This is a genomic window from Cobetia sp. L2A1 (genome assembly GCF_009796845.1).
Classification (GTDB): Bacteria; Pseudomonadota; Gammaproteobacteria; order Pseudomonadales; family Halomonadaceae; genus Cobetia.
The window spans coordinates 2,101,460-2,123,813 of record NZ_CP047025.1; the positions used below are offsets into that span (position 1 = coordinate 2,101,460).

Annotated in this window: 18 protein-coding genes; 10 read left to right on the forward strand and 8 right to left on the reverse strand. The window is 58.0% G+C overall.

The features are described from left to right. Positions 1–235 precede the first annotated feature (235 nt). A complete protein-coding gene (locus GQR90_RS09115) occupies positions 236–1,624 on the forward strand; it encodes a GntP family permease (RefSeq protein WP_158773833.1) in 1,389 nt (462 codons plus the stop codon). A 127-nt stretch (positions 1,625–1,751) separates the two neighbouring features. On the opposite strand, the gene GQR90_RS09120 is transcribed toward GQR90_RS09115, so the two are convergent. The 7 genes from GQR90_RS09120 to GQR90_RS09150 form a co-directional block, all read right to left on the reverse strand. Beyond that, positions 1,752–2,075 carry a hypothetical protein gene (locus GQR90_RS09120; RefSeq protein ID WP_158773834.1) on the reverse strand — a complete coding sequence of 108 codons (324 nt, stop codon included), beginning with the start codon at positions 2,073–2,075 and terminating at the stop codon, positions 1,752–1,754. 297 nt (positions 2,076–2,372) lie between these two features. Beyond that, complete coding sequence (locus tag GQR90_RS09125; RefSeq protein ID WP_158773835.1) at positions 2,373–4,577, reverse strand: FUSC family protein; 2,205 nt, start codon at positions 4,575–4,577, stop codon at positions 2,373–2,375. 3 nt (positions 4,578–4,580) lie between these two features. Then, positions 4,581–5,522 (reverse strand): efflux RND transporter periplasmic adaptor subunit, encoded by a 942-nt coding sequence (locus tag GQR90_RS09130; protein ID WP_158773836.1) that lies wholly within the window; start codon positions 5,520–5,522, stop codon positions 4,581–4,583. A gap of 104 nt (positions 5,523–5,626) precedes the next feature. Further along, entirely contained in the window at positions 5,627–5,869 is a 243-nt protein-coding gene (locus tag GQR90_RS09135) for a DUF1656 domain-containing protein (RefSeq protein WP_233266179.1), read from the reverse strand. Between the two features lie 605 nt (positions 5,870–6,474). After that, the gene (locus GQR90_RS09140; RefSeq protein ID WP_158773837.1) at positions 6,475–7,770 is read right to left on the reverse strand and encodes a TRAP transporter large permease; all 1,296 of its coding nucleotides are present in this window, start codon (positions 7,768–7,770) and stop codon (positions 6,475–6,477) included. Beyond that, positions 7,760–8,383 carry a TRAP transporter small permease gene (locus tag GQR90_RS09145; protein WP_158773838.1) on the reverse strand — a complete coding sequence of 208 codons (624 nt, stop codon included), beginning with the start codon at positions 8,381–8,383 and terminating at the stop codon, positions 7,760–7,762. The genes GQR90_RS09140 and GQR90_RS09145 overlap by 11 nt, the downstream gene beginning before the upstream one ends. A 157-nt stretch (positions 8,384–8,540) precedes the next feature. Then, entirely contained in the window at positions 8,541–9,584 is a 1,044-nt protein-coding gene (locus GQR90_RS09150) for a DctP family TRAP transporter solute-binding subunit (protein ID WP_158773839.1), read from the reverse strand. 576 nt (positions 9,585–10,160) lie between these two features. Here GQR90_RS09150 and GQR90_RS09155 point away from each other — a divergent pair. The 9 genes from GQR90_RS09155 to GQR90_RS09195 all read left to right on the forward strand — a co-directional run bounded on the left by GQR90_RS09155 (position 10,161) and on the right by GQR90_RS09195 (position 21,472). Beyond that, a complete protein-coding gene (locus GQR90_RS09155; protein ID WP_158773840.1) occupies positions 10,161–11,792 on the forward strand; it encodes an MFS transporter in 1,632 nt (543 codons plus the stop codon). Between the two features lie 306 nt (positions 11,793–12,098). Next, entirely contained in the window at positions 12,099–12,518 is a 420-nt protein-coding gene (gene rbsD, locus GQR90_RS09160; protein WP_158773841.1) for a D-ribose pyranase, read from the forward strand. Positions 12,519–12,562: 44 nt separating this feature from the next. Then, positions 12,563–14,146, forward strand: coding sequence for a sugar ABC transporter ATP-binding protein (locus GQR90_RS09165; RefSeq protein ID WP_158773842.1), 1,584 nt, complete (start codon positions 12,563–12,565; stop codon positions 14,144–14,146). Then, complete coding sequence (gene rbsC / locus GQR90_RS09170; RefSeq protein WP_158773843.1) at positions 14,146–15,123, forward strand: ribose ABC transporter permease; 978 nt, start codon at positions 14,146–14,148, stop codon at positions 15,121–15,123. The genes GQR90_RS09165 and rbsC overlap by 1 nt, the downstream gene beginning before the upstream one ends. Before the next feature lie 125 nt (positions 15,124–15,248). Continuing rightward, positions 15,249–16,154, forward strand: a complete 906-nt coding sequence (gene rbsB / locus GQR90_RS09175; protein WP_158773844.1) for a ribose ABC transporter substrate-binding protein RbsB — start codon at positions 15,249–15,251, stop codon at positions 16,152–16,154. A 136-nt stretch (positions 16,155–16,290) separates the two neighbouring features. Continuing rightward, the gene (locus tag GQR90_RS09180; RefSeq protein WP_158773845.1) at positions 16,291–17,301 is read left to right on the forward strand and encodes a LacI family DNA-binding transcriptional regulator; all 1,011 of its coding nucleotides are present in this window, start codon (positions 16,291–16,293) and stop codon (positions 17,299–17,301) included. A gap of 224 nt (positions 17,302–17,525) precedes the next feature. Then, positions 17,526–18,785, forward strand: a complete 1,260-nt coding sequence (locus GQR90_RS09185; protein ID WP_158773846.1) for an MFS transporter — start codon at positions 17,526–17,528, stop codon at positions 18,783–18,785. Between the two features lie 206 nt (positions 18,786–18,991). Next, entirely contained in the window at positions 18,992–20,185 is a 1,194-nt protein-coding gene (locus GQR90_RS09190) for a dicarboxylate/amino acid:cation symporter (protein ID WP_158773847.1), read from the forward strand. Between the two features lie 213 nt (positions 20,186–20,398). Beyond that, positions 20,399–21,472 (forward strand): hypothetical protein, encoded by a 1,074-nt coding sequence (locus GQR90_RS09195; RefSeq protein WP_158773848.1) that lies wholly within the window; start codon positions 20,399–20,401, stop codon positions 21,470–21,472. Between the two features lie 293 nt (positions 21,473–21,765). Here the strand turns inward: GQR90_RS09195 and GQR90_RS09200 are convergent, their stop codons facing one another. Then, the gene (locus tag GQR90_RS09200; protein ID WP_158773849.1) at positions 21,766–22,299 is read right to left on the reverse strand and encodes a hypothetical protein; all 534 of its coding nucleotides are present in this window, start codon (positions 22,297–22,299) and stop codon (positions 21,766–21,768) included. Positions 22,300–22,354 lie beyond the last annotated feature (55 nt).

The following is a 22,354-nucleotide window of genomic DNA, read 5'->3' on the forward strand; positions in this document are numbered from 1 at the left end:
TATAGCATCATCAGACCATCTCTTGTGGCGCCTGGTGCTTGTCTCACCGCCTCTGCTGCCACTTAAGCCGCATTGTCCTAATGTCGGACAAACACTACGGTATGCAGCATGTCACTGCATATCAGCCTAAACGTAAATAGTAAAAAACAGGACACGCACCTGATAGCAGAACATACGTCGTTAATGGCAGACGACACTACGCCTACTACAACGCCAACCACGAGAAGTCCCCTCCATGAGTATTCTTGCCATTCTGATCTCGCTTGGGCTGCTGATGTTCCTGGCCTATCGCGGCATCACTGTCCTGTTGCTTGCCCCTCTGATGGCAGCACTTGCTGTCATCTTGTCCGGCGATGCCGGCACGCTTCTCCCAAGCTATACCGTGACCTTCATGAGTCAGCTGGGCGGCTATCTGGCCAAGTTCTTCCCACTGTTCATTCTCGGGGCCTTGTTCGGTCAGCTAATGGCAGATTCCGGCGCAGCGCATGCCATCTCCGAAGGCCTGGTCAAGCGGCTGGGCAGTCGCCACGTGATATTGACCGTCGTACTGGCCTGCGCAATCCTCACTTACGGCGGCGTGTCGTTGTTCGTGGTGGCGTTCGCGGTCTATCCCATCGGGGCGCAGTTATTCCAACGCACGGGCACGCCGAAGCGACTGTTACCCGCTGCGATTGCACTCGGTTCCTTCACGTTCACGATGACAGCCTTGCCAGGCACGCCGGCTATCCAAAACGCCATCCCTATCCCCTACTTCCAGACCAACAGCTTCGCTGCACCGGGATTAGGCATCATTGCCGGCCTGATGATGCTGGGACTGGGTACCTGGTGGCTCAAAGGGCGTGCCAGCAAGGCACAGGCGCAAGGCGAGCACTACGGCACACATCCTGATGAAGGACTCGAGACAGACGCTGCTCCCGTCGCCAAGATGAGCATGATGACTGCACTGATTCCGCTCATCATGGTCATTGGTCTGAATGCGCTGCTGACTTACCTCATTTTCCCACGAATCGATTTCTCGTATCTGGCTGAGGCCTTCCCTGATCTCAAACCGGCAGGCGCGACGGGCATGTGGTCGATTCTTATCGCACTGGCCATTGCGTCTACCTGGTTGGTCATTACGCGCTGGAAGCAATGGAGCGATATCAAGACAACCGTCAACAATGGTTGTTTCGGCGCGATGCTGCCGGTCTTCAACACAGCGTCGGAAGTTGGCTACGGCGCTGTCATTGCGAGTCTGGCAGGCTTTGCCATCGTCAAGGAGGCCGTATTGGGGCTCTACCCAAGCAATCCGCTGATTTCAGAGGCCGTGGCGGTCAATGTGTTGGCAGGGATTACCGGATCTTCCTCCGGCGGCATGAGTATCGCGCTCTCGACATTGGGGTCAACCTACATGGAAATGGCGGTGAAAACCGGCATTGACCCTGAACTGATGCATCGTGTGGCAGCGCTGGCGGCTGGCAGCATGGATACCCTGCCACACTCTGGCGCGGTCATTACGTTATTGGCGATCTGCAAGCTGACACACCGCCAGTCTTACGGGCAGATGTTCATGATGACAGTGGCCTTCCCAATGCTAGCGCTGATTACCGTCGTGATACTCGGCAGTGTCGTCGGTAGCTTCTAATCACAACGTAGTGGTTGCTCTTGCGCCATATGCCATTCAATGGCGCTGATACATGAACGTCACCGCCACCTGCAGAGGTGGCGGTGACGTTTTATCACCACGATCATCGCGACATCATTGTGGTGCTTCAATAAACGTGATGCGGCACATGCGGTGTGCTGACGTCCTCACGAGCACGTGTCTTGATCCAAAGTGTCAAATCATCCTGATCATAGCCCGGGTGCTCTGCCACCCAATCCACGATACGTGATGCGATAATCTCGGCGTATTGCTCGTCATCGAACTGCAGCACCATGATATCTTCTCCAGCCTGACTCACACGCAGCAACACTTCACCGGCCGGTAACACGTAGAGATTCAATGCATGAAGATACTGGGTCGTGAACGTGACACGACGAAAACGCTCAGGAACAGCTCGCCCACTGCTACTGATATCATTCATGAAAGCCATGGCACCCTCCTGCACTAAAAGGCTCATACATTACACTCAGTCTCGAGCAATCCTTTTTATCATAGCGCAGATAATCTGATCAGTTGCTATTAATTGACATATTTTCAATCAACCAATTAACAGCGCGACAGAATATATATTCTCTCATCACTTTTAACGTGATTTTTAACCAACGAAGTTGCAATCATTCCACAATGAAATCACGCAGAAATAAAATTGCCCACCGATAGAGGCAGGCAATCAACTACTTATCTTTCATGCGCTATTCGTCACGATAAATGGCCTCGGGCTTCACCCTCAGCCGTGGTGCTGCCTGATAGCATCGCTTTCGAGAGTCAGGTGAATACGTGCCAGCCAACCCGCCAGCAATGCCTGCTTGTGACGGCTCATACTCTCGTGAACCGAAATGGCATCACAGAGTCGATGACTAGCAGATTTGAGATGGTGCGGCCGTTCACCGCGGGTCGCACGTTCAAAATCCTCCGCCAGCACGAGAATAAGCGCCTTCAATGCGCGCTCGACCTCTTTGGGCATCTTGCTGCCTAGCTCACGACGCACAAAGCTGATGCCACGCCCGATATCCATGCCGGTAAGCCCAAGTGACAACAACGGCATCCCTGACACCTGTTGCTCTTTCAGCTCAATTTCCTTGTCAGTCCCGCGCGCAGCCTGCTCTTGATTACGCACTTGCTCGTGGCGAGCAAGACGCAAGAGGCGGTCCCCCATCCGTCCGCCGAACCAGCTATCGAGCTGTGCGGTCGAGCGCTCAGACAACTCACGAATATCGCTGACAGTGGAGCGAATAAGCTGTCGTCTGTCCCAACTCGCCCCCGGCACCGGTATCAAGCGGAAACCGATGATGGTCACGACCAGACCGATACCCGCGGCCAGGCTCCTGTTGAGTGTATAGGCGACATCAAAGGTCATGCCGTTATCCGGCATCACCAGCAGGATATTGAAGACCACGAACGGCAGACAGATACCCGCCAGCACTGGTACCACGGAGCCCATCAGCCCCAAGAACAAAGGCACACTGAAGATGAGAATAAAGGGCACAAAATGTTGGGCATGGCTGAGCAGGATATTGCCAAACAGCAGTACGCTGGGCACTGCGAACATCAGGCCTTTCAGTACCATGGGAATAATGGGCGCGGGATCATCGCGACTGGCAAAAATGCCGGAGAACAACGTGCCAAGCAGCATGGATACGGCACCATTATCCCAGGCCGTCGCCACCCAGAACGTCGCCGTCGTCGCAAAAATACACATGGCGCGCAGCGCATTGGTTGCCGCACGTCCATGATCCCGATGCCAGCTCATGCTTGGCTGACGCAACTGATGGCGCCCCGGATGGTTGATGACTTCACGGGCCTGCAGCATCACCAAGGTATGACCCAGCACTTCCCTCAGACTGAACAGCAGTCGTGCTTCAAGCGCCGTGATACTGCGATGGCCACGAGACAGTCGCAGGCATTCTCCACGAAGTTCCTTGAGCGTGACGCGTGCCTGATCTGTCCCCTGATTGTCTGCCATGCTCTGAAAGGCAACTCCCAATCGCTGCATGAGGTCCATCGTCGGCTGACTGAATCGCTCCGCCATCAGCGTAACGCTCTCAGCGTCTGAAGCATCTATCTCTTGCACCTCCTGAGGAGGGACGAAAAATTCTGGGTGTCGTAACTGATGAAGCGCTTTGAGCGTCGCATAGAGCCGCATACTGCGCCGCGTCAACAGATGAACTCCTCGGATACGGCCCTTGCCCTGCGGACCTTCATAGCGAGCAGAATGCGCGTCAATCTCGAGATTGTTGAGCGCATCAAGCCCCGTCATGAGTTGTTCCAACATCGCTTTACGTTCATCCCGCTCCCGCGTGCGCTGCTCCAGCCCTCCCGGCTGACCCGCACTCTGTCCTGAGTTCAGCGGCATCGAGAGCGCAAGCGCCATATAGCGGAAGGTGGCATTCACTGCGGTATCCGCCAGCACGCCCAGGTGATTGCGCACACGAATCGGCCAGACCAACGCACTCACCAGTACGGCGCACAATGCCCCAAGGCTCAGCTCGCTCAAACGCGCGAGTGCCACCGTGAAGAAGGTGCTGGGGGCCGAGGATGTCAGTACCACGACAATCATGCAGGCCACCGCCCCCATGACACAGCCATAGGATAGATTGTTATGCGTCAGCGAGGCGCCATAGATGCATAGCCCGATCCAGAGCGTGACACTACCAAGGGCAAGCTCCGGTGTCTGGGCAAACAGGCCCATGATGACAGTCGCCACGCAGATGCCGACAAAGGTTCCGGTAATCTGACAAATGCCCTTCTCGACCACCATGCCGGACATGGGCCGAGTCTGAAGAAAGGCTGCCGAGATCAGCGCCCAATAGGGACGTTCAAGGTCGAAATAGAAGGCAGCGTAAAGCGCCAACGCCATGGCCAGCACACCCTTGCAGGCGAACTTGAGCGCGAAGGGCGTTGGCTTGAGAAAGGCAGCGAGTGCAGGCGACATGCGTTAGGGTGTCCCGTCAACAGTATCTGCTTGCGAAGCCGAGGGCCTCCTGGTATTCGACGATGCATCCTCAATCAATCTGACCGTCGCTGTCATTCCCGCCGCCAGGTTGACGCCGGTGGCGCGTACCGCCTTGATGTCATCGAACTCGACGCGCACTGGAATACGCTGCGCAAGGCGTACCCAACTAAAGGTAGAACTGACCTGAGGGAGTTGCTGTGCATTGATAGTGGTATTGCTGTCTGCAATGCCCTGACCAATGCCGACCACATGTCCCTTGAAACTTTCGCTACCGCTCATCAGGGTAATCTGAACCTCGTCACCATGACGCACATGCTGCAGCTTGGTCTCCTGGAAGTAGGCACTGAGGTAGAAGGAGTCATTCTTGATCAGAGCCATCACCGATGTGCCCGCCGTCACATAGTTACCCTGACTCAGGTGCATATTGAGGATGCTGCCATTGGCAGGCGCCGTCAGCTGAGTACGATCGAGATCCAATTGCGCAGATTCCACGGCGGCTTCAGCCTGTTGCACATCGGCACGGGCCACTTCCGCTTCAAGGCGCGCAGTATCACGCGCTTCCTCACTGATCGCACTAGTGTTCAATCGACTACGCCGATTGGCCTCGTGCTCCTTGAGACGCAGCGTCGCCTTGGCGCTTGCCAGGCTTGCATTGGCCTTATCCAGTGCCGCCGAGTAGCGCGCGCGATCTATCTGCAGAATCACATCGCCTTCATGTACCTCGGTGGTATCGGCCACATTCAGCTCGCGCACCCAGCCCGAGACATCCGGGGTTAGCGTGATGACTTCGGCCCGCACCCGTGCATCTCGCGTCCAGGGGCTATACATGTAGGTCTTCCACAACCACAGTGCACACCACACAGCGGCCGCCACCAGGCACAGGGTAATGATCCATTTCACGACTTTCTGTCCGGGCTTGCTCATGCAGCGTTCCTTGAAAAATTGATCCAGCGATGGGGCGAGGGAGCGACTGAATGAAGTGCGCTCACCAAGCGCCGACCATAAGCAGCAATATCCGCGGTCATCACTCAGGTCACCAGCGCAACCACTGAGGCCAGACAGATGATGAAGAGAGAAATATCAAACCAGGCCTCGAACCATAGCTCATGATTGGCCAGCAAACGGTGCAGCAGCGAACGGATAAGTCCTGCCGCCAGCAATGCCACCAAGGCATAGACCAGCATGGGACTGATCAGAAATTCACCCACCACCATTTCATGTAGCCCATTGAAGCCTGCCATGAAGCCAGTGTCTGCGGATGTCACGTTCATCTACTGTTTTCCTTTGACGCGCACCAACGCGGAGCACGATACCAATGAAGCCAACACCGAGCCTTGGAGACTCCTCAGAAGCACAGCTGCAATCCATGGCGTATGCACATCTCGTGCTACCCATCGATAGACATGCCATGAGATGGCGATATGATCACGAAGCTGCACAGCAACCCGCAGAGAGTCCGTACGCGATTATCACTCGGCCCGAGGGGATTGCGTACAGTCAGCGTTAAACGATGGAGGCACAACCTCCGTCATTCAAGCTTTCCCGTCGTCTCGTTAAAGAACAACGAATACATTATATGCAGGCTAACATTTTTTGCGCTCCACGCCACGTTGCGTCAGGTGAACTCCGCAAATTCATTGGGATGTCGGCACTTTCCCATTACACACAAACTTTTCAGTCTAATGCTAAATCGTTGCAGACGGCATGGCGCCTGGGAAGCGCATCTGATAGCGCATTCCTACCTCAACTGCTTGAGCAACAAGGGTAATCAACACCTGCTTGCAGCAAGAAAAAAGAAACGGCTTACCCATAAGGCAAGCCGTTCACATATTCAGGTGACCAGGCGCTGCATGACATCTCGGGAAGAAGAGGCAGCCTAGACGGCATATCCCAATGTACGTGGCAGCCACAAGGCAAGTTCAGGGAACATCATCACTACTGCCAGCGCCCCCAACATCGCGACGACAAACACCAACGCCCACCCCACTGTCTTCTCAATCCGGACACCCGCCACACTACTGGTCACCATCAAATTGACGGCAACGGGAGGCGTGAACTGCCCAATGGCAATATTCATCGCCAGCAGGATACCGAACCACACCGGGTGCCAACCGAAGTGCTGCATCACTGGTATCAGTACTGGCATCAGAATGAGATAGATCGACACCGCATCCAGCAACATGCCAGCAATCAATACTGCGATCATCACCAGTATCAGCAGTACAGTGCCACTGTCCGATAGCGTGATGAGCCACTCTGCGAGATGACGAAAAGTCCCCAGCATGGTGCCAGCCCAGGCGAAGATACCTGCCAACGCGATAATCAGCATGACCACACCCGAGATGACTGCAGCCTCGCCGAGTAGCTGCCACACCTGCGACAACTTGAGCTCCCGCGTGATGAAGAGCCCTATGCACAGCCCATATGCAGCTGCGACCACTGCAGCCTCTGTCGGGGTAAACAGTCCTGAGCGCAAGCCCCCCAGGATGATCACCGGTGCCAGTAACGCTGGAATCGCAGAACGGAAGGCTGGACCTAGCGGTATACGCGTCACCTGACTGGGGTCTTCCCAGCGATAGCGTCGCGACAGATACCATGCCGGTACCAATAGCGCCACTCCGACCAGCAGACCCGGAATGAGGCCTGCCGCGAACAGCGCACGTAGATCCACGCCCGGTACCACGATGGAATACAGAATCAGTGCGATGGAAGGCGGGATCAGAATCGCTGTCGAAGCCGAGGCCGCAATCAGCGTCGCCGAGAAAGCCTTGGGATAACCGGCCCGCGTCATGCTGGGTATCATCACCATGGCCACCGCTGCCGCATCTGCCGGGCCAGAGCCACTCATCCCGCCCATGATCAGACATACCAGCACCGCAACCAATGCCAGGCCACCATGGCGCGGGCCGATCAGCGCTTGCGCGAAGTGAACCAGCCGTGCTGCCACCCCCGCCCTTTCAAACACCAGCCCCGTCAGAATGAACAACGGAATGGCGATCAATGGGTATTTGGCAACGCTGTTGTAGGTATTGGTGCCCAATGTCGCCAGCATGTTGATCGGCAGGCCCGCGACGATACCGACGGCACCTGACAGGCCAAGTGCAAAGGCGACCGGCACCCCGAGTACCAGCAGCGTGACAAAACTCGCTAACAGCCAGAGATCAGGACTCATGATCACGCCCTTTGTCCGGGGTAGACGCAGCGTTATTGCCTTGCTTCGCTACTTGATCGACAGGTCCTTGATCAGCGTCTTGCTCAGGGCCGCGCCTGAGTCGCTCGACACATTGCTGCCACTGACGCCACGCCATCGCCACCGCGAGAACAGGCAACCAGATCACATACCACCAGTTGGGCAGCCCAAGCCCCGGCGAGAGCGAATCCCACTGATACTCTTCCAATGCGAAGCGGCCGCCAAACCAGACAATCATCCCCAGCACCAACAGGCAGGCCAGTGTCTGAAGGACGACGACGACCCGCCACACGGGTAATGGGAGATAGTCTTCCAGCATGGCAATGCGAATATGTGCCTGATGACGAATCGCCACCGAGGCACCCGCCAGCGTCAATAGCACCAGCAGGAAAACGGAAAACTCTTCCGTAAAGGCAAAGGATGCATTGGTGGCATAGCGCACTACCACGTTAGCCAGACTGATCAGACCGATCCCCCCCAAGGCAAGCGCCGCCAGCCAGGATTCCGGCCGCGCCTTGGCGGGCTCAACGATGGGAGGAACGTCCGGCGGCTGGCGTTGGGTGCCACCGACTGAATCTTGCGAAACTTGGGACATGCTACTGTATCCACACACACGCCGAGGTACAGCGACCTCGGCGCAAGACCTCACGAATCAACAACACACGCCACCGCTAACACGACAGACATTGCACTAGAATATGGCGTGGGTCATCACGAAAAACGTCACTCTTCAGACACTATCCATCCGTCATTCAGCGTGACGCTTCTACCTCGGCACGCGCAGTCTCGACCAACTGCTCGCCGATCTTCGGTGTCCACGTGGCATAGACAGACTGGGTAGCATCGCGGAAGGCTTGCATGGCGTCTTCCTCCAGCGTGATCACCTTCACGCCACGCGCTTCGATGTCCGCCAGCCGCTGAGCATTCCCTGCACGACTCATGGCCGTTTCCCAGACTCCCGCTTCTTTCGCCGTCTCTGTCAGTAACGTACGTTCATCTTCATCAAGCGATTTCCAGACGCGCTGATTGGCAGCAAATATCAGCGGATCGGCCATGTAATGCCATAGCGTCAGATTGGTCTGGCCGACTTGATCAATACGTGCCACATCAAATACCGACAGCGGGTTTTCCTGGCCATCCACAGCACCCGTGGTCAGTGCCGGTTTGGCATCTGCCCAGCTCATCTGTGTCGGGTTAGCGCCAAGCGCAGTGAAGGTGTCCTGGAATAGCGGTGAACCGACAACGCGAATCTTGAGGCCTTGAAGATCTTTCGGCGTCTTGATCGCACGCGAGGAGTTCGAGACTTCACGGAAGCCATTCTCTCCCCATGCCAGCGGCACAATGCCCTTTGACTCAATCGCCGCGAATATCTGCTTGCCTGACTCGCCCTGCGTCAGCGCATCAATGGCTGCATGATCCGGCATCAGGAACGGCAGTGAGAACAGGTTGAGCTCTGGTACCTGTGGCGACCAATTGATGGTTGACCCGACCGCGAGGTCAATCAGCCCCTGACGCATGGCTGAGAACTCCTTGGTCTGATCCCCCGCCACCAACTGGGCATTGGGATAGACGCGCAGGGTCAGCTCGCCCCCTGAGCGCTCCTTCACGAGCTCCGCCCATTTTTCAGCGGCTTGCCCCCACGGAAAAGCATCAGACAAGACAGTGGAAACAGACAGCTCACGTGCTTCGGCGTTATTTGCGATCATCGGTGTCAGCAGTGCCAACCCGAGCAGACCAGTGGCAATGAAGGAGTGGCGGCGTGTCGTGGCGGTAATGTGTGCAGCAAGCAGGGTCATGAATAACCTCTTGATTATGATTGTTAGCGTGAAGTGTCGAGTCCAGCAGCGACATGACGCATATCCATGCGTTTTTGTCATTGAATGCAGTGTCTAGTCACTCAGCGCATCAACAAATGTCGCACATGCAGTACGCATGCAGAAGCAGATTCTCATCTGTATGGCAGCGTGACCATTCGACCATGCGACGGTAAGACTCGGCCCGTATGAAGGCTTACGCGAGTAAATACTGTATGCATATACACTAACCGGTAATGTAGACACTTCCTACAGGCAAAACCTCACCCCAGCGGCCACAACTCCTTACTCAACGGGCCCTATTGGCTCCTGGATAGCCCCATGACGCATTAACGTCGCGCGCGGTAATGGAAATGCGCCTTTCACCGTAGGTGTATATTCATACAGTCTCGGTCATGAGCACTCCTTGGCCAGAAGCGACATCTTGCGTGTCATCGGCTCTTGTCAGGGGGCTTGCGGTCGCAGTCCTGCCGCAGGGTGGGTAGACTGGCGACCATTCCCCCAAGGATTGACCCACGACAGACAACGTTATTTCCATGCAGACGAGGCCCCTCTTACATGCAGAACCCCCAGCAGGAATCTAGCTCCACTCCCTTCGAGACCACTTTCGAGAATGATTACGAAAGCCAGGATCCCGACAGCCTCGCGCCTGTCATCGGCAAACCGACCAGTAGTCTGGGTGCGGCCGTGGCTCTGTGGTCGCTATTGCTGGGGGTAGGCATGCTGATGCTGGCCAATGGTCTGCAAGGGAGTCTGCTGGGGATACGCGCCTCATCGGAAGGTTTCAGCAATACGATGACCGGTGTGATCATGTCGGCCTACTTTGCTGGCTTCCTGCTCGGCTCGACGGTAGCCCCGCGAAAGCTCCGCAAGGTAGGCCACGTGCGCACCTTTGCGGCACTGGCCTCGATCACCTCGGTGTGCATCCTGATCCATGCGATGTATGTCGTGCCGGAAGTGTGGATTGTCATGCGCTTCATCACCGGCTTCGCCTTTGCGGGTCTGTATGTCGTGGCCGAGAGTTGGCTCAATAGCCAGGCGACCAATCAGATGCGCGGGCGCCTGCTCGCCATCTACATGGTCATCACCTATCTCGGCATGGGCGGCGGTCAGCTATTGCTCAACGTCGGCAATCCTGACACCTACCTGCTCTTTATTCTGGTCTCGGTAATCATGTCGCTGGCGCTGGTGCCGATGCTGCTGTCTGCCTCGCCGCAGCCGGAAGGCGCACAGCCAGAAGCCATGGGACTACTGCGCCTCATACGCCTTGCGCCCTTGGGCACGGTGGGCAACTTTGCGACGGGGATCGCCAACGGCACCGTATTCGGCATGGGGGCGGTCTACGCCGACCGCGCAGGCCTATCACTGCAAGAGGTATCGTGGTTCATGGGCGCCTTCATTCTGGGGGCGGCGATACTGCAATGGCCGCTGGGCAAGCTGTCCGACAAATTGTCTGCCAAGAAGGTCATTCTGGTCTCCAGTGTCGGCGCCATCGCGCTCTCGTTCGGGGGGCTGCCTCTGACCGGCGGTAGCATGATGACCATGGCGTTGCTCGGTGCTGGTCTGGGCGGGCTCATTCTGACGCAGTATTCCCTGTTCCTGGCCGCGGCCAACAATCTGCTGACCACACCGCAGATCATTTCCTCCAGCGGCACGCTGGTATTGGTCCACGGTGCCGGTGCCATTCTCGGCCCGTTGACGGCCGGCCTGCTGATGGAGCGCTTCGGAGCTAACGGCTTCCTCTACACCCTGGCTGGCGTCCATATTCTGATCGTGATCGTCGCTGCCAGTGTCACCGGCAAGCCGCGACAGGAACTCGGCGATGACGAAGGGGACCACCCCGGTCACTATGTGGTCGCGCCCTCTCCCACGAGCCCGCTGGGTGCTGCCTGGGTCGAAGAGGCCATCACGGAACCCGACACCGGTCAGCTGGAATTCGACTTTGACGCTGACCCCGTACTGGAAGCAGAGATGGAGGCAGAACTGGAAGCCAAGCGCGACGCCGAGCGAGAGAATGCGGAAGGCGACGACGTGGTGCAACAGATCGAGAGTGACGAAGGTGTCATGAATGATCGCGTTACCGGCATGGAAGACGACTGGCACCTCGATGGTCATGTCGATGAGCAAGCGCAGCATCTCTCAGAAGAGGAGCGACGCGTGAAGACCGAGCCTGAACGCGAAAGCTACTAGCCGTCTCCCGCACTCCTTCTTGACGACAGGACCTTCCAGAAGGGCCTGCTTCAAGACAGAGCTTTCAATCGAACCGAGCATCAACAACACCGCCCATGAGGCGGTGTTGTTGCATCTGCCTGTTTGATTGGCTCTCCAACATCTCTTGGAACCTTCTCTCCCACTACAAAAAAGTAGTCGCTTTACAGCGACTACGACGTATCGCCTACCGCGCCGCAAACGTTTGCGGTCCATAATTGATGCCATTGTGAACCCGTCAAGAAACGACTGGATCGCCTCGCCCCTGCCTCTTTCAAGGACTGAGACGTGAAACGACACGGCATATTGAACGCCCCGCTCAGCGGACATCTCGCCCGCCTCGGGCATACCCACACACTGGTGATCGCGGATGCAGGCTTGCCCATTCCCGCCGATGTGCCTTGTGTCGATCTGGCCGTCCTGCCCGGACTGCCGGCACTGCTCCCCGTGCTGGATGCCCTGCTGGCCGAGATATGCATCGAGCGTGTGACGCTGGCCGAGGAGCTGCCCGTGAAGAGCCCCTCCTTCCATGACGCCGTCATTGAGCGCCTGGACACCCTCGACCGTCTCTCGTTGATACCGGTGGGGCGTCAACAGATCAGCCATGAAGCCTTCAAGGCGGAAGTGAGCAAGGCCAGCGTCATCGTGCGAACGGGCGAATGCACCCCCTTCGCCAACCTCATCTTGCACTGCGGGGTGCCTTTCTGATGACAGCGTCCGTGATGGGCCAACGCTCAGACGCGCCCCATGCCATGACCGAACAACCGGCTGAAGAACCGCGTGTGCTGATGGCACTGCGCGGTATCGACAAGGGCTTTTCCGGCGTCAGCGTCCTCAAGGGTGTCGACCTGACGCTGCGCGCGGGTCGCGTACACGCACTGGCAGGAGAAAACGGTGCTGGCAAGTCAACACTGATGAAGATTCTGTCTGGTGTGTATCGCTACGACGCCGGCACGCTATTGCTGCGCGGCGAACCCGTCGTCTTCACCACTCCGCGCCAGGCAATGGATAGCCGCATTGCCATCATCCACCAGGAACTCAATCTGGTCCCGGGCCTCTCGGCAGGTGAAAACATCTACCTCGGGCGTGAGCCGCGCACCGCCATTGGCACCGTCGACTGGAAACGCCTGCATGGTGATGCCAGCCGTCTGCTGGCGCGCCTGCGCCAGTCGTTGAATTCGCGCACTGCCGTGGCGGATCTCAGCATCGGTCAGCAACAGATGGTCGAGATCGCCCGCGCGCTGTCGCTGGATGCCGAGATCATCATCATGGATGAGCCGACAGACGCACTGACCGACATCGAGACCGACATACTGGCCGAGGTAGTGGCAGAGCTGCGGGCAGAGGGCCGCTCACTGGTGCTGATCACTCATCGTCTCAACGAGATCTTCAGCATGTGCGATGAAGTCGCCGTGCTGCGCGATGGTCAGATGATTCATCAGGGCCCGACGGCAGACCTTGATGAAGATGGCCTGATTCGCCTGATGGTCGGGCGTGAGTTGGCTGAACGGTATCCGTTCGTCCCGGCCGATCCGACAGGCGAGGTGATGCTGGAGGTCAAGCATCTGCACGCACCGGGCGTGAACGGGATCAGCTTCTCGGCGCGCAGTGGTGAAGTGCTCGGTTTCGGCGGCCTGATGGGCGCCGGTCGTACCGAACTGGCGCGCGCGCTGTGCGGCGATACGCGCATCAGTAGTGGCGAGGTCATCCTCAAGGGCCAACACCAGCAGTTTTCCAGTCCAGCTGCCGCGCTGGCGGCAGGACTGGTCTATGTGCCGGAAGACCGCAAGCAGGCGGGACTGATTCTGGCGCACTCGGTGGCCAGCAACATGTCACTCAGTGCCTTACCGAGCTTCTGTGGCGCTTTCGGACGCATCCATCATGCCAAGGAAGCCGCCGCGGTCGACCAGTTCGTCAAGAGCATGCAGATCAAGATCAGCGATACCGCGCAACCGGTTGATACGCTGTCCGGCGGCAATCAACAGAAGGTCTCGCTGGCCAAGGCGCTGATGCCCGCCCCGGAGCTGGTCATTCTTGATGAGCCGACCCGTGGCGTGGATGTCGGCGCCAAGCGCGAAATCTACCTGCTGATCAATGAGCTCAAGCGACAGGGCAAGTGCATCTTGTTGATCTCCTCTGAAATGCCCGAGCTGCTGGGACTGGCCGACCGCATCCTGGTGGTGGCCGATGGGCGTATCTCCGGTGAGTTCAGCCGCGAGAACGCCACCCAGGAAGCCATCATGACCGCGGCCTCAGGACTTGAGAGCCACCTCAGCAACACCACTTCCGCCCCCAGCACCCCTTCTTCCGATTCCTGTAACGAGATGCCGATCTGATGTCCACACCTTCTTCTTCCGCCAGCAGTTCACGCCGCATCGACGTCATGCGTCTGCTGGTCGACAACAAGGCGCTGATCGCACTGGCGCTGTTGATCGCCGTCAGTGCCGGGCTGTCTGACAACTTCCTGTCCACCGACAACCTGCTGAACGTGCTCCGCCAGACCAGCATCAATGCCATCATCGCGATGGGAGTGACCTTCGTGATCCTCACCGCCGGCATCGATCTTTCGGTCGGCGCCGTGCTGGCCCTGACCGGTGCCTTCGCGGCCTCGATGACCGCCGCTGGCTTGTCACCGTGGTTGAGCGTGCCAGGTACCATCGTCGCGGGTGCTGCTCTCGGCGCGGTGTCCGGCCTCTTCGTCGCCTTCGGTCGTATCCAGGCTTTCATCGTGACGCTGGTCGCGATGACAGTGCTGCGTGGTGCGACCCTCGTCTACACCGATGGTCGTCCTGTCTCCATCGGCGTCAGCGAAGCCGCCGACAGCTTCTGGAATCTGGGCGGTGGCTACTGGCTCGGCGTACCGATTCCGATCTACATGATGTTCTTCGTCTACGTGCTGTGCTGGGGCGTGCTGCATCACACGCGCTTTGGCCGCCATGTCTATGCGGTCGGCGGCGGTGAAAAGGTCGCACGTCTCTCCGGCATCAACGTCAATCGCATCAAGATCAGTGTCTATGCCATCGCCGGAGCCTTCGCGGCACTGGCCGGGGCCATCCTGGCGGCACGACTGGGCTCTGCCCAACCGAACGCCGGTACCGGCTATGAGCTGGATGCCATCGCCGCCGTCGTCATCGGCGGTACCAGCCTGATGGGTGGCCGTGGCCGCATCTTCGGTACGCTGATCGGTGCCCTGGTGATCGGCGTGCTCAACAACGCGCTCAACATCATGGGTGTCTCGAGCTATTACCAGATGATCGCCAAGGGTGCGGTGATATTGCTCGCGGTGCTGATCGACAGCCGCGCGCAGCGATAGATCATCGGCAAGAATGGATCAACGATAGGCAACGTCAGACGCAGTACCACAACAACAGCACAGCAGCATCGATAGCCCAGCCCTGCACGCCAACCGCAGGGCCAACGCCAACAAGGAAATGTCTCATGAAGAAGCAGCTCGCCACCTCCATCAAGACAGCCATCGCCACCACGGTCGTGACAGCAGGATTGGGGCTCGTCACCACCCAATCTGCCATGGCCGACAAGATCGCGTTGGTTGTCTCGACACTCAACAACCCGTTCTTTGTCAGTCTCCAGCAGGGGGCCAAGGACAAGGCAGAGGAACTCGGTCACGAATTGATCGTGCTGGATTCCGGCGACGATGCCGCGCGTGAACTCTCCAATGTCGAGGATGCCCTGTCGCGCGGTGTTGACCTGTTGCTGATCAACCCGACCGATTCCGATGCCGTGGTCTCAAGCGTGCGCACTGCCAATGGCCGCGATGTGCCGGTCATCACCCTGGATCGCAGCGCCAACGGTGGCAAGGTCGCCGCTCACGTCGCGTCTGACAATGTCGCAGGGGGCGAGTTGGCAGGCAACTTCGTGGCCGACAAGCTCGGTGGCAAAGGTCAGGTGGTACAGCTCGAGGGTGTCGCGGGCGCCTCTGCCACGCGTGATCGCGGTGAAGGCTTCCTGAAGGCCATTGGCAGCAAGCCGGACATCAGTCTGGTCGCCAGCCAGCCGGCCAACTTCAACCGCACTCAAGGCCTGAACGTAATGGAAAATCTGCTGCAGGCGCATCCGGGCGTGAATGCCGTCTTCGCGCAGAATGACGAGATGGCACTCGGTGCCCAGCGGGCATTGCAGGCCGCCAACAAGGACATCCTGCTGGTCGGCTTCGACGGCACCGATGAAGGCATCAAGGCTGTCCAAGCAGGCAAGATGGATGCCACCGTGGCCCAACAACCGGCACTTATCGGCAGCCTCGGCGTCGAAGTCGCTGACAAGCTGCTCAAGGGTGAAGCCGTCGAGAAGACCATCGCCGTGCCGCTCAAGCTGATCACCCAGTAAGCCTCGATATACCGCTATTCGCAGGATAGGCGCCGGCAGAATGGTGCTCGAAGCACACCTGCTGAACGAACGCCGGCCTTGAGTCGGCGTTCGTGTTTGGACACTGTCTTTCATCCGTCTTTCAAGGAACCGTAACGTGATTCGACTCAAGGAAGTGGCCGCGCAAGCAGGTGTTTCCGTGACCACAGTGTCCCATGTCGTCAACGCGACTCGCCCTGTCGCCAAGGCAACGGAAGCACGAGTGAGGGAGGCCATCAAGGCACTGGGTTATCGCCCAGACAGCGTGGCGCGGGCACTGAAATCCAACCGGAGTCGCACGTTGGGCATGATCGTCACCAGTGCGCATAACCCGTTCTTTGCCGAGGTCATTCGTGGTGTCGAGGACCGCTGCTATCAGGCGGGCTACAGCCTCATCCTGTGCAACAGCGACGATATCGACGACAAGCAGCTCAATTATCTGGAGACTCTGCGCGATCGCCGCATTGATGGATTGGTCGTGATGACCGCCAAGAATGGCGCCGGTTTTCTCGAGGCATTGAGTGCACTGCCACTGCCCACCGTGATGATGGATGCCCATCCGCAGCCAGGCTGGGACATGACCGTCATCAATGATGATTCGCGTCTGGGAGGTAGGCTCGCCATCGAACATCTGCTGGCCCAGGGGATAGAACGCATCGCGCTGCTGACAGGACCGAAGGATCACGCCCGCTCGCGTGAGCGTCTGGCCGGTGCAATGGCCGCGCTGAGAGACAACGGGCTCGGACTGCCCGAAGACTGGCAGTTGAACACCGAGTTGATGCTGGCCGACGGCCATTGTGCAGCACATCTCCTGCTGGCCAACCCTGATGATCGTCCCGAGGCGATCTTTGCCTTCAATGACCTGTTGGCGCTTGGCTGTCTGCGCGCCGCGCAAGATCTTGGCATTCGTGTACCACAGCAGCTCTCCGTCATCGGCTACGACGATATCGAGATCAGTGCCTATCTCAGCCCGGCTCTGACCACAATCCGCCAGCCCATCTATGCACTGGGCACCACCGCGGTAGATCAGCTGATCGCGCGCCTGGAAGGTACCCCCTTCCCGGGCCAGACTCAGCTGGCACCCACCTTGGTCGTGCGCGAAAGCGTCAAGCTCAAGGCGCAACCGTGAGCGCTGTCCTTGTCAGTGTCCCTGTCTGGCATGGCGTCAAGTCAACCAAGGCACTCAGCTGATGCCTCAGATATCTACTCATGCTGTTTGGGCATCAAATATATCAAATATCGACATTTCCGTGATAAGTCGTCGAGCCCTAGACTGTCCGCCACGACTCAATCGTGCAGCCTTCACCCGTGTCGCCCTGAGGCGTACACATGGCACGACACCAAGGACATGACATGCCTAGCGCGCCCTCCTCGAACGACACTTCCGCTACCGGGGTTTCTGCTACCAATACCTCTGCAACAGACACTTCAACAACCGACACCTTCGTGCCGCCGGCCATCAGTCGCGCACTGCTGCTGTTGATGGCCATTGCCGTCGCGGCCACCGCCGCCAATCTTTATTACAATCAACCGCTGCTGGCCGAGATGGCCGCATCACTCGGCCTCAGCCAGGGCATGGTCGGTCTGGTGCCATCCGCAACGCAGTTCGGCTACGCCGCAGCCATCCTGTTGATCTCGCCACTGGGCGATACCATGGACAGGCGCGTGCTGATCCGCAATCTCTCGATCACCCTGTCATTGGCCTCCCTGGCCATCTTTCTGGCGCCCAGCCTCTGGCCGCTGCTGATGGCAAGCTTCGTGGTCGGTCTCGGTGCCAACATCACTCAACAGTTGATTCCGCTGGCGGCCTCGCTCTCGACCCCAGAAACACGCGGCAAGGTCATTGGCACCCTGATGACCGGTCTGACCATCGGTATCCTGCTCTCGCGCACCTTGAGCGGTACCATCGGTGAGTATTGGGGCTGGCGCAGTGTCTTCCTGGTCGCGGCTCTCATTGCCGTCATCATTGGCGTGCTGTTGCATCGACATCTGCCCAGCCAGAAGCCCTCGGTCAGCATGGCGTATCCGCAACTGATCGCTTCCATGTTCACACTCGTCAAACGCCATCCACTGCTGCGTGAGTCAGCCTTGACCGGCGCCCTGTGGTTTGCGGCCTTCAACGCGATGTGGGCGACTCTGGCGATTCACGTCAGCGATGCGCCCTTCGACTACAGCATCCAGCAAGCCGGACTGTTCGGCATCATCGGACTGGCGGGTATCTTCGGCGCCAAGGCCTCAGGCCGTCTGGTCAATCGTGTCGGTGCGGGGCGTCTGATCACTGTGGCGCTATTGATGGTATTGGCAGCCTTCGCGGTACTGGCGATCTGGGGCGATAGTCTGGCCGGATTGATCGTGGGCATCATCCTGCTGGATCTCGGGGTGTTCGGGGCGCAGATTCCCAATCAGGTGAGGGTCTTCTCGATTGATCCCAAGGCACAGAGCCGCATGAATGCCGTTTACATGCTGGGCTATTACCTCGGGGCGGGTGCGGGCTCCGCCATCGGCGTCAAGGTGATGAGCCTCTATGACTGGGAGGGCCTGTCTCTCTTCGGCCTGAGTCTGGCGGCAGCGGCACTCCTGCATCACTGTCTCACGCAACGCAGAGCGTTCTGACACGTTGTGCCTGGGGAGACATGAAGGCTATGGATGTGTCATCAGCCCTGTAGAAGCGGCGACCTGAAATGCCCTCACAATTCAGGTAGACTCTGCGCGCCATTTCGGTGCGTACGCAGGGGTTACCCCGTGCGAGTCACGGCGAAGTGGTACGCGATTCACGGCCTGCGGTCCGGGCAAGAACCCGTCAAACCTTCGAGATCCACATGAAGCTCATCGTTAAACTAATTCTTGGCATCATTGCCGGTCTATTGATCGGCCTGATGGCTCCGGATGTCCTCGTCCGCATCGCCCTGACGGCGAAGATCATCATCGGTCAGCTGATCAACTTCACCATCCCGTTGATCATTCTGTTCTACGTCATGAGCGGCATCGCCTCCCTGCCGAAAAATTCTGGTGCCATGCTCGGCCGCACGGTCGGCATGGCATACGGCTCGACGATTCTCGCCGGCATCCTGGCCTTCCTGGTCGCTAGCAATCTATTGCCGGGCATGTTGACCGGCATGGCACCGATCACCGAAGGTCGCGAGGCACTGGCTCCCTTCATTGATCTTGAGATTCCGCCGGCCCTGCCAGTCATGACAGCGCTGGTATTGGCATTCGTGTTCGGTGTCGTCATCAGTCGCCGCGAACTGCCGACGTTGAAGAGCGCCGTCTTTGAATCACGCGAAGTGGTCGATGTCTTCCTCAATCGCGTCATCATTCCGTTGTTGCCTCTTTTCATCGCGGGCACCTTTGCCGAGATGGCGTATGAAGGCAAGGCATTCTCCACACTCGATACCTTCTGGAAGGTGCTGGTACTGGCCATCGTGATGCACTGGGTATGGCTGAGTGCCGCTTATCTGATGACAGGGCTGTTGCAACGCCGCTCACCACTTGGCCTGTTGCGCAACATGCTGCCGGCCTATCTGACCGCACTGGGCACCATGTCATCGGCGGCGACCATTCCTGTCAGCCTGCGTCAGACCAAGGCCAATGGCGTGAGCGACGAGGTGGCGGATTTCAGTGTTCCGCTATGTGCCACCATCCATCTGTCAGGCTCCACCATCACCATCGTCACCTGTGCCACCGCCGTGATGCTGATGAGCCATGATCTGGCCATCGCCAGTCTCGGCGACATGATTCCCTTCCTGATCATGCTCGGCCTGACAATGATCGCAGCGCCGGGCGCACCGGGTGGCGCCGTGATGGCGGCACTGGGTGTGCTGGGTAGCATGCTGGGCTTCGGCGAGGCGGAACTGGGGCTGATGATCGCGCTTTATCTGGCGCAGGACAGTTTCGGTACTGCCACCAACGTTACTGGCGACGGGGTCATTGCGCTATGGGTTGACCACTTCGCCCGTCGCGATGGTGTGGTGGCCAAGGCTGGGGCGAATACCCAGGGTGAATCGGGCGCCTAGCCCTCGTCATCGCACGCCTTTCCAGTCCGCAAGAAAGACACGCAAGACAGCTGAGCAAAAGGCCTCGTCACTCATTGGAGTGACGAGGCCTTTTCATTGCGTGCATTGCGTTCAGGTGAGACATGACGCCGCGTAGCGCCTGACAGCATGATGGCAAACGTCTAAGATGGCGGCCATTCATGTCCGCTATTGTCCCCGTCGTCGGAGTGCAAGATGTTCCTTATCCCCGTTTCTACTTTCCGCTTGTCGCGCGTCTCTCGCATCGTGATGAACGCCAGTCTACTCAGCACATTGCTGGTCAGTGCACAGCAGGCAGCCGCTCTCGAGGTTGGCATGCCAGCAAATGCTGGTGTCAGCGCTAGTCCTGCCGTGATGCTCGAAGCTCATGGCACATTAGACAACCCACTGACGTTGATGCAATTCGCGGCGACTGACGACGTGGAACAGGGGCTTGAAGACGGCACACTTGATGCCGCCTATGTGACGCCAGAAATGCTCAAGCAGTTGATAGACAAAGGCCTGGCGCTTCGTATCCTGGACGGTGCTGATCTCGATGATGTCAGCCTGGTCGCGCGTGATGAGCTGATCCGCTATACCGAGCTATTTGAGCCGCGGGATATGTTGGTACGCTTTTTGAACGACACCACGCGCGCCATGCGAGTTGCAATGAAAGATGATGATGTTCGTTCACGCCTGGCGCTCCAGCAGTGGGTCGAGGTCAAGGTCGGCTCGAGCATGCAGCTGGTCAGTCCGCGCTCGCTGGATGAGTTGGAAGGCGATGAATACGCCGGTGATGCACCCAAGGCACTGGTCAATAGCCGCAAGATTCATTCAGCCTTCTTGAACGGTGACGATGCCACACGCCTGGTCGCGATTCATCCGTTATCCAAGGACTGGTTGCCGCGTGCCAACATGCTGGACCTGCCACGCATGCTGCTGGTCAGCCTCGCTGACACTCAGGATGCTGCACTGGCGGGTGAGTTGGATCAACTCGCTGCCGAGCACGTCCGCACGCAGCAGGCACTGCATGACGAGGAACCCACCAAGATTGCCTTCATGCTGAAACAGGACTGGCCTGCCGAAGCGGGTGATGCCCCGAGCCTACCGCGCGTTGTCCATGCACTGAACGGCCATTCGATTCCGGTTGCCGATATGCGCAAGGCACTCTCTGCTTGGCTCGACCTGAAGGATAGCGAATCGTCATCCGTCATCTGGCCTGAAAGGACTACGCCTGTCTCGTCAGCTCAGCAAACACCTGAAGCGACAGCTCATGCTGACAAGAGCTGACGCTGAGAATAGCTGAGATGGAAAAGCACCGAGACCGACAGACGCGTGTTGCGCTCGCCATCGAGACATAAAAAAACCCGCCGGGATGGCGGGTTTTTTTATGTCGCTAGAGACGACTACAGCATGCAATGAAGCGTCAGGAAACACTTCAGACCCAACAACTGGCTGCCAGTCGCACTTCACAGGAGAAGCAGACAGCAGCCAATGACAGCGGGGCTATTGATCAATGCCGTAATCGATAACTCTGATCAGTGATCAGGATGGATCAATCGACCCATCCTGATAGATCAGTCTCAGGCGTCGAGAGATTCAGAAATCTGCGACTGCGCCTTCGGACCAATACCTTTCACTTCAGAAATCACGCCATCAGCGTGCGCTTGGCGCACCTTGGCAACGTCATCATAGCCAGCATCCGTCAAAGCACGGATAGCAGCAGCATTCAGACCGAGGTCTTCAAGCGTTGCTGCATCTTCTTCAGTCTGCTCGCCTTCAGCAGAAGCACCCATCGGCATCATGCGAGACTGGGCAATTGCCTGCTCGCGCGCCAGACGTGCCTTGTACTGGACAAGCTTCTGGTTGAATTCATGTTCAATCTGCTTGCGATGCTTGTCAGAAGCCGAAGCTTTCTCGCTGAGGCGTTCATTGCGCGCGCGCATTTCCTCAACTTCTTTCTTTGCCTTGTCACGGGCATTACGGAGCTTATCGGCTTCTTTGCTAGCTTCACGCAGCTGACGTTCCAGCTCCTTGATGCGGGCATTCTGGTCTTGCTTGGTGTCCTGCTCCTGAAACAGGGATGCAAGCTGATCGTCAAGAGTGGCGTCGGTCATACTGCTATGTTGCCTCGAATAATTGGTAAAGAGCTAAAGTCTGGGCGCACATTCT